Genomic DNA, 7,212 nt, shown 5'->3' with positions numbered 1-7,212 from the left:
CAATTGCCAAAGCACCATTCAGTTCGGTCAAGCGAAAGCACCCAAGGCTCCGGAATTGCCATCAGACTCATCAGTGCTTTGGTGATTTCGGCATAGTCCATCTCATAGTGACGTTCAACACCCAACGGTTAACAGTCGAATGATCTACTTCCACCCCTCGTTCTGCCATCATCTCCTCCAAATCTCGATAGCTCAAGGAATAGCGACAATACCACCGCACATTTACCAGGATGGTCTCAGGCAAGAAATGCCGCCACTTGAACAGAGTAGGAGTAGACATCAGAGCAGGAGAAGGCAGGGTTAGGACTATTTACCTTACCACCCACCCGTTTTTGCGACACAACCGTTCCGTCAATCAGTCCACAACAGACCCGGAACGAGGAAGTAGTTGGAAAAGACCGTGAGCCAGCTGCCTGCGCTCACCTCCGGGTTTAAGAGGTGCGGCAGGGTGAATACCACGGCTGCCACGAGCGCCAGAAAAACGCGGTTGCTCCAGATGAGGCTCGCACCCTGCACGATGTATCCGCGAAAGAAAAGCTCCTCGGTAGTGGTTTGGATGGCGGTGAAGATCAGTGCATCGGTACGAAGAGCGCCAACACTGCCAGGTCGGAGTTAAAGGAAAAGGTGTCGGGGTAGAAGAGGTACTGTCCCAGCCCACCGATTAGGCAGAATGGCACGAACTACGCCACGAACCGCTGCCCGACGCGATACCAGCTTATCTTCTCCTGCGCCGTGATCAGCGTCAGGGGAGGGTGGTGGATGAGGGAGACGGTGGCCAGGGTTCCCGCAAGGAAGCACGGAAAACCCGCCATGATCACCAGGAAGCTGCCCACAGAACCGAGCGTGGAGTAATCCGCTTGCCTGAACGCTGCAAACCCCTCCTGTCCGCCGATGGCGATCGCCACGAGTAAGCTGCCAACGGTGCCGACAACCAGCCACGCAAAGAGGATGATTACCAGCCCCAGAAGATACTGCCACCAGCGGTGACTACCTCGCCGAGCAGCCTCCACATAAGTTGCATTTTTCATGAGAATATATCCTGACTTTTGCAGATGATTTACCCTGCGCTACTGGTTTCATCCTTGACCTTGGTTTTGATCACGAAAGCCTTTAATTCGACCATCTTGCCGCCGCGAAAGCACCAGACATCGCAGTACGAGTAATGAGCCGCCTTCCCGTCTTCGTCCTTCAGTGTGATGTCGCCAACTGCCGTGACGAAATCACCTTCAGCGATTAAGTTGACAACTGTAAACTTTGGCGGCTCTATGTATGTCTCTGCCATATATTGGCGAACAGCTTCTTTTCCGTTAAAGGTCTTGTCCCCTACGAACGTCCATTTCGTGTCGTCAGTGCAGAATGACAAGAATCCTTCATAGTTGCCTGCAGCGTTCGCCGCATTTGCCGCTTCTAAAATGGCTTTGTTTTTCTCTGACATCTGAATCTCTCCTCCATTCAAAGCAACAAAGTGGTGTGAGTTGTTATGCTGTTGCCCCTCACTGGTTTACTTCTAGGGACTGGTAAACGGCTTACATTGAATCGCCTTCACATTTCGCAAATAGTCCAACTGTGGCTCGAAGCCAGCCGGACAGAAGACATAAACATTGTCCTGAGATCGGCTAATGACTAAACGGTAGCTGGGTGGAATCCCTCCAGAACTTCCGATCAGTTCGATTCTGGGAATCACTTGTGAACTGACTTGAGCCAGGGATGGAAAATTGAACAGTAGGAGTACGCCGAACAGAATTGTGATTGCGATTGTGGTTGTAGTTGTGATTTTGGTTGAAAGAATCTTTCGGTTCATGAGAAATCTCCTGTGGCTTGTGGTTGTGTAAGGTTCTGTTGTTTCCAGGGAAGCGGCGATCGATAGGGGTTTTCGTGCATATCCAGGACTTCCCAGGTGGTTGGATTGACTCGTCCTGTAACTGGGATTCCGTATCGTCGCTGGAGATCGCGTACCGCAGACGCTGTGACCGCACCAAAGATGCCATCGACGATCGCCCCTCTTGGATTGCCTAACCTCACACCTGCGGCTCCTAAAAAGCCATTGTCTTGAAGAATGCGCTGTAACAATTGCACGTCTCTGCCGCGATCGCCTTGACGCAAGGTAGGTAAGGTTAAATCAGTGTAGGCAGTGGCGATCAGAATGGGGGAGGTTTGTTGTGGAGGAATGCGGTGTGCGATCTGCGCTTCGCAGCAGCGCTTCGCTATCGCGGGATGAGTGAATGAACCTCCGAGTAACCCTGTAGCGATTGTTAGTAATCTGAAAATGGTTTGAAGTTTCATGATTGTCCTCCTGATGGATCAGTTCTAGTTGGCATCAATTTTGTGTCGGAGTTATTACTCCATCTGCTTGCTCCGATCGGTGTAGAGTAGTGTTGTCGCTGATGCAAAACTCACGAAACAATTGCAGTAACACGAATTTCAATCCGCATCGTTGGCAGCCCAAGCGCCGCGACTCCTACCTCTGTCCAAATTGGGGCATGGTTGGGCATGTAATGACGAAATAGCTTGACCATCACCTCATTAACTTCTGGGGGCAACCCACCAACATGGTAAGAATTGACATGGACAACATGCTCCCAGCCCGCCCCGGCAGTTGCCAAGGTTCGCTCTATGTTCCGAAACGCTTGAGCGATCTCGTCCGCGAGCGATTCGGGAATTTGCAGATTGTCATCCCAGCCACCTTGACCGGATATCTCCACGCGATCGCCAATTTTTACCGCTTGCGAGTAATGCAATTTATTCAGCATGTATTCCCCATAACCGGGAGTGACAAAAAACTTGGGCTTATTCATGGTGTTCCTTGTTCTGATTTAGACACTAATGTTCAGGATTCACTCGCCATGTAATCACAATGATTTCTGCAAGTATTAAGACGGCTAATAGCCGAGAAAAGGCTCCTAAAATGGCTTCCATTGTCCAGTTCTGACTCTGAAGCTCCCAGATCGTCACAATAATGTTCACTCCAATCCCCAACCAGGGTAGAATGATCGCTGCATTCCGTCTGCGATAGAAGCGGATCGTCGCCTCCCGCCAAAAAGGGAAGGTACTGAGAATACAAACAAAGTAGGATACTCCTGCACTGATGAACAGGCTAGTTTGAAGACCCGAAGGCAGGTTTGGGTATCCAAGTGCGATCGCGGTCAGGCAAACTCCTAGCGCAAGATACAGGAAGGTAAACCAGGTAAATCGTTTCATTCTTTCTCCAATAGAGTTTACTCTCCGTACCAGACACGCATACATTGAAAGCAATTGGTTGACCATCTCATGAAGAAGCGATCGCGGTTTGATTTGTTGATGGATCGATTCACTGTGAGTCCACGATCAACAATCAAAAATCAACTCACTGTATATCCACCATCGATTACTAAGGGTTGCCCCGTAATATAGCTGGCAGCGTCGGAGCAGAGAAACACAACCGCTTGAGCAATTTCCGTTGCCTGACCGATCCGACCCATTGGAATCAAAGAGCCTAAATCATCCGCTGTGATACCCAGTTGCCCAAAGGCGTGATCGAGCAGTTCAGTTGCAGTGCCTCCAGGATTCACCGCATTAACCCGGATACCTTGCTTGGCATAGTCCAGCGCCGCCGCTCGCGTCAGCCCCATTACTGCATGTTTGCTGGCAACGTAAGGAGAAGTCTTCGGAAACGCAACGAGACCACTCGCTGACGAATTGTTCACGATCACACCAGATCCTTGAGACAACATTTGCTGAATTTCGTACTTCATGCACAAAAACAGCCCCCGAACATTGATTGCCATCAGGTTGTCAAAATCTTCAATTGATTGTTCATGCAGAGGCTTAAAAGAGCCGTTAGTGCCTGCATTATTGAAGGCACAGTCGAGTTGCCCGTAGGTTGCAACCGTCTTTTGCATTAATGCTTTGATGTCTTCCTCATTCGAGGCATCTGAATGAACGTATAAGCATTCGGCACCTGTTTCGCGAATCAGTTTGGCGGTTTTTTCACCTTCTGCGTCGCGTCTACCGGAGAATACTACCTTTGCTCCAGCAACCCCGAAAGCAATCGCCGTTGTTCTACCAATTCCCGATGTGCCCCCGGTGACTAACGCTACTTTACCTTTCAGTATCATTTTGTTTCTCCTGTTTCAATCTTTGTGGGTAAATTCCCCGCCCCGTGGGGCGTAAAATGCCAGGATGAGTGAGTACATCCATAAGCGGCATAACGTTCCCGCACACCGGACGCAGATCACCTTTGCCTGTGACCAACAACCTATATTTGTTCTGGTGCAGAGGGTTTGTTAGCTGGTTTTTGTTGCATCGAACATGGAACTTTATGAGTTCAACGCCTTTTCAATACGACGATCGGGAATGAGCCACAGAACTGTAACCAGAACGTACAATGCACATGCAAGCCAAGAGATTGCAAAAGCAAGTGGAATTGCAACTGCATAAAGCAATACCGATAACTTGCCTTTAAAATTCCGACCAAGAGCGTTTGCAAGTGTGGAATCTTGACCGTGGTGAAAAACCAGTGTGCGGGTCAGAGTGAAGTAGGCGATCGCAGCCAACAATAGAACCACACCATAAAGCGCCACAGGCAACGCAGCAAAGTGATTTTCACCCATCCATGCGGTGACAAAGGGAACTAATGATAACCAGAACAACAAATGTAGGTTTGCCCACAAAGTTGAACCATTCACTTGTCGGACTACCTGAAACAGGTGATGGTGATTGTTCCAGTAGATACCAACATGCACGAAACTCAACACATAGCTGAGAAAGATTGGAATCAATGGACGTAGTGCCGCTAAATCTGACTCATGAGGTATTTTTAACTCCAGCACCATAATGGTGATAATAATAGCAATTACCCCATCACTGAATGCTTCTAACCTACCTTTAACCATTTTTGGGTATGCTCCTTGTCTGCTTACCGCGTTGTATAACTGCCGTTTGCAAAAATTGTTGTCCAGTTATCCACTATCCATTCAGTCTCTCTAAGTGGCAGCAGATCGCCTCAAACTTTGTATCAAGGTCGCTAGTCCATCCGCTTCAGCAATTTGCAATTTGTTAGCCTTACACGGTTGGGGAATGTTCCAGGGCTACTCGATCCCAATGTCCTAAGTTGGCTGCTGACTCATAGGTGCTTTGGAGAAAAGCAAGGAGGTTTGCAATTACACAATCGGAGCAAGTTCAGAATCTATGAATTTTGGAGGTTAAATACTGTCAGAGGTCAGCAACATCATGACATCTGCATGAGCCAATACGACATCGGGGTGGTGTTGAAGCGCCGTATCATACTTCATGGCAAACTCATCGCCCGATTCATCAGGGCTGAGCAGTGTACGAATGTCACTGGCAATCGCTTCAATTACCTCTGATGTAACAGATTCATCGGCATGAAGCAACTCATCGATTTGGATAATCAATTCTGAGAGTCGATGCAACCAGGCAAACTGCTCATGACTAATCACCAGTTGTAGCAATTCACCTCTAGAAACTTGCCCTCGAACTTGCTCATAGGTAAGGCGCTCAGTCTCTAGTAAAAGCTTATGCAGATGCAGTAGTTTGATTCGTAACTCACTCAAGCGTTGATGTTGACTCATCTGATATTGAAGTGTGTTAAGCATAAATCTGTCCCATCCTTCCTTCCTGGTAGTCGTTGATCGCTTGGGTAATTTCAGCTTCAGTGTTCATGACAAATGGACCGTAGCGCACGACTGGTTCGTTAAGGGGCACACCTGCAATCAGCAGAAGATCTAGAGGACGCTGAGCATCAGCAGGGTTGGAGATCACTACATCTTCTCCATCTTGAGAAAAGAGCACCATCTGCCCATCATCACCAGGCGCTGGCTCTGTCCCAAACAACCCAGACCCCTCCAGTACATAGGCAAAGGCGTTGTACTCTTTGGGTACAGACTGGATCATCGTTGCCCTTGGTTGCAGTGTGAAGTGGAGGTAAATTATCGGCGTGCGCGTCTGAATTACCGCTTTTGCCCCTAACGCTTCTCCCGCAATCACCCGCACCGTCACAGACCCATCTTCGGTTTGAGCTACCGGAATGTGAGCCGCTGGAATTTCCTGATAGCGAGGTGGCATCATTTTGTCTCGTTGTGGCAGATTGACCCATAGTTGAATGCCGTGGAGCCGTCCACCAGTTTGGGTAAACCTTGACTCCGGCATCTCGGAGTGCACGACCCCGGCACCTGCTGTCATCCACTGGACATCACCCGGATTTAGTAGCCCGGCATGCCCTGCAGAATCTTTGTGTTCTAACCGTCCATCCAAGACATAGCTGACGGTTTCAAAGCCCCGGTGCGGATGATCGGGTGCACCTTTTGCCTGGCCCGGCTTTAGATTAATCGGACCCAACTCGTCGAGGAGGAGAAACGGGTCAAATTCAGAGAAGCTACTTTTGGGAAAGGGCCGACGTACAAGAAACCCGGCCCCTTCGAGTGTTTCAACACTGTTGATTACTCCGGCAACACTTCGAGACGTTTGAGTGGGGACAGTCATAGAATTGCCTCTTCAGAACTAGACAAATATGTGTATCATTTGAGCCTGACTCAACAGGGTGAATCACAGAGTTTTTTCACAAGCCAGAAATGCAGCAGATCACTGATTATTCCTGCTGAAGAAAGTCCAGCAACAGGGGATTGATCTGATCAGCGTGAGTCCAGTTAATGGCGTGTGGTCCACCAGGAATGACAACCAGTTGACTGTTTTTGATCAGCTTTGGAAGTCTTGCTGCGGTGGACTCCAGTGGCAAAATGCGATCGCTATCTCCATGAATAATCAGAGTCGGCACATCAATGCGGGGCAGATCATCGCGGAAATCGGTGAGCCAGGAGGGTACACAGTCCAAAGTCCCTTTAGCAGAAGCCCCTACTGCCACATTCCAACTGGCTTGAATCGCTTCATTGCTGATGCTAGGGACCAATGCCCAGCGGCTTCACAGTCGTGAAACTCGATGCGCGCTTATGGCCCGCAGCTAGGGCCGACGCGATGAAGTTTCGATGCTCGTCGGAGACTTCTTCTGCGCGATCAGATCTTGATGAAGTTGTGCGCAGCCAATGAACCAAACGGCAAAGACGCAATCGTGCCGCCAGCTTCCAGAGTGCCTAGATCCGCAGGGAAGAAGCCCGTGCCGTCAATGATTTTTCGCACTTGGGTTTTGGCATCGGCGTCGTCACCTGAGTAGAACAGCACCCGCTGTCCACCAGACACTTTAGGCTCCTGCAATAGGTT

The 7,212-nt window shown here is 49.4% G+C and carries 14 protein-coding genes and 1 pseudogene; all 15 read right to left on the bottom strand.

Annotated elements, in window-relative coordinates:
- Positions 1 to 118: 118 nt before the first annotated feature.
- Positions 119 to 280, bottom strand: a pseudogene (locus tag H6F90_RS13440) (IS6 family transposase); the annotation flags it as partial.
- Between the two features lie 71 nt (positions 281 to 351).
- A complete protein-coding gene (locus H6F90_RS31545; RefSeq protein ID WP_370588017.1) occupies positions 352 to 516 on the bottom strand; it encodes a hypothetical protein in 165 nt (54 codons plus the stop codon).
- 164 nt (positions 517 to 680) lie between these two features.
- Positions 681 to 1,028 (bottom strand): hypothetical protein, encoded by a 348-nt coding sequence (locus H6F90_RS30685; protein WP_242024465.1) that lies wholly within the window; start codon positions 1,026 to 1,028, stop codon positions 681 to 683.
- Positions 1,029 to 1,057: 29 nt separating this feature from the next.
- Positions 1,058 to 1,435, bottom strand: coding sequence for a nuclear transport factor 2 family protein (locus H6F90_RS13430; RefSeq protein WP_190552957.1), 378 nt, complete (start codon positions 1,433 to 1,435; stop codon positions 1,058 to 1,060).
- Between the two features lie 72 nt (positions 1,436 to 1,507).
- Positions 1,508 to 1,801 (bottom strand): hypothetical protein, encoded by a 294-nt coding sequence (locus tag H6F90_RS13425; RefSeq protein WP_190552956.1) that lies wholly within the window; start codon positions 1,799 to 1,801, stop codon positions 1,508 to 1,510.
- Positions 1,798 to 2,283 carry a peptidoglycan-binding protein gene (locus H6F90_RS13420; RefSeq protein ID WP_190552955.1) on the bottom strand — a complete coding sequence of 162 codons (486 nt, stop codon included), beginning with the start codon at positions 2,281 to 2,283 and terminating at the stop codon, positions 1,798 to 1,800. Before H6F90_RS13420 ends, H6F90_RS13425 begins: the two co-directional genes overlap by 4 nt.
- A gap of 110 nt (positions 2,284 to 2,393) precedes the next feature.
- Positions 2,394 to 2,795: a RidA family protein gene (locus tag H6F90_RS13415; protein ID WP_190552954.1), complete on the bottom strand. Its 402-nt coding sequence runs from the start codon at positions 2,793 to 2,795 to the stop codon at positions 2,394 to 2,396.
- A gap of 25 nt (positions 2,796 to 2,820) precedes the next feature.
- Positions 2,821 to 3,198: a hypothetical protein gene (locus tag H6F90_RS13410; RefSeq protein ID WP_190552953.1), complete on the bottom strand. Its 378-nt coding sequence runs from the start codon at positions 3,196 to 3,198 to the stop codon at positions 2,821 to 2,823.
- Positions 3,199 to 3,338: 140 nt separating this feature from the next.
- Complete coding sequence (locus tag H6F90_RS13405) at positions 3,339 to 4,094, bottom strand: glucose 1-dehydrogenase (RefSeq protein ID WP_190552952.1); 756 nt, start codon at positions 4,092 to 4,094, stop codon at positions 3,339 to 3,341.
- A gap of 201 nt (positions 4,095 to 4,295) precedes the next feature.
- Positions 4,296 to 4,871: a TMEM175 family protein gene (locus H6F90_RS13400; protein WP_190552951.1), complete on the bottom strand. Its 576-nt coding sequence runs from the start codon at positions 4,869 to 4,871 to the stop codon at positions 4,296 to 4,298.
- Positions 4,872 to 5,040: 169 nt separating this feature from the next.
- Entirely contained in the window at positions 5,041 to 5,139 is a 99-nt protein-coding gene (locus H6F90_RS30680) for a DUF5996 family protein (protein WP_370588018.1), read from the bottom strand.
- A 41-nt stretch (positions 5,140 to 5,180) separates the two neighbouring features.
- The gene (locus tag H6F90_RS13395) at positions 5,181 to 5,594 is read right to left on the bottom strand and encodes a hypothetical protein (RefSeq protein ID WP_190552950.1); all 414 of its coding nucleotides are present in this window, start codon (positions 5,592 to 5,594) and stop codon (positions 5,181 to 5,183) included.
- The gene (locus H6F90_RS13390; RefSeq protein WP_190552949.1) at positions 5,587 to 6,480 is read right to left on the bottom strand and encodes a pirin family protein; all 894 of its coding nucleotides are present in this window, start codon (positions 6,478 to 6,480) and stop codon (positions 5,587 to 5,589) included. The genes H6F90_RS13395 and H6F90_RS13390 overlap by 8 nt, the downstream gene beginning before the upstream one ends.
- 106 nt (positions 6,481 to 6,586) lie before the next feature.
- On the bottom strand, positions 6,587 to 6,904 hold the full coding sequence (locus H6F90_RS13385; RefSeq protein WP_370588016.1) for an alpha/beta fold hydrolase: 318 nt from the start codon (positions 6,902 to 6,904) through the stop codon (positions 6,587 to 6,589).
- A 104-nt stretch (positions 6,905 to 7,008) separates the two neighbouring features.
- Positions 7,009 to 7,212 (bottom strand): hypothetical protein (locus H6F90_RS13380; protein WP_206756176.1); only part of this gene is annotated, 204 nt, incomplete at its 5' end.

Origin of the sequence: Trichocoleus sp. FACHB-591 (assembly GCF_014695845.1) — a bacterium.
Lineage (GTDB): Bacteria > Cyanobacteriota > Cyanobacteriia > FACHB-46 > FACHB-46 > Trichocoleus.
Note: the sequence above shows the minus strand (reverse complement) of the source record. Positions and strands in the feature narration are given on the sequence as shown.

Excerpts from the sequence above, each read along its gene's own strand:
- H6F90_RS30685 (WP_242024465.1), bottom strand. The coding sequence starts at position 1,028 with ATGAAAAATGCAACTTATGTGGAGGCTGCTCGGCGAGGTAGTCACCGC.
- H6F90_RS13430 (WP_190552957.1), bottom strand. The coding sequence starts at position 1,435 with ATGTCAGAGAAAAACAAAGCCATTTTAGAAGCGGCAAATGCGGCGAAC.
- H6F90_RS13425 (WP_190552956.1), bottom strand. The coding sequence starts at position 1,801 with ATGAACCGAAAGATTCTTTCAACCAAAATCACAACTACAACCACAATC.
- H6F90_RS13420 (WP_190552955.1), bottom strand. The coding sequence starts at position 2,283 with ATGAAACTTCAAACCATTTTCAGATTACTAACAATCGCTACAGGGTTA.
- H6F90_RS13415 (WP_190552954.1), bottom strand. The coding sequence starts at position 2,795 with ATGAATAAGCCCAAGTTTTTTGTCACTCCCGGTTATGGGGAATACATG.
- H6F90_RS13410 (WP_190552953.1), bottom strand. The coding sequence starts at position 3,198 with ATGAAACGATTTACCTGGTTTACCTTCCTGTATCTTGCGCTAGGAGTT.
- H6F90_RS13405 (WP_190552952.1), bottom strand. The coding sequence starts at position 4,094 with ATGATACTGAAAGGTAAAGTAGCGTTAGTCACCGGGGGCACATCGGGA.
- H6F90_RS13400 (WP_190552951.1), bottom strand. The coding sequence starts at position 4,871 with ATGGTTAAAGGTAGGTTAGAAGCATTCAGTGATGGGGTAATTGCTATT.
- H6F90_RS13395 (WP_190552950.1), bottom strand. The coding sequence starts at position 5,594 with ATGCTTAACACACTTCAATATCAGATGAGTCAACATCAACGCTTGAGT.
- H6F90_RS13390 (WP_190552949.1), bottom strand. The coding sequence starts at position 6,480 with ATGACTGTCCCCACTCAAACGTCTCGAAGTGTTGCCGGAGTAATCAAC.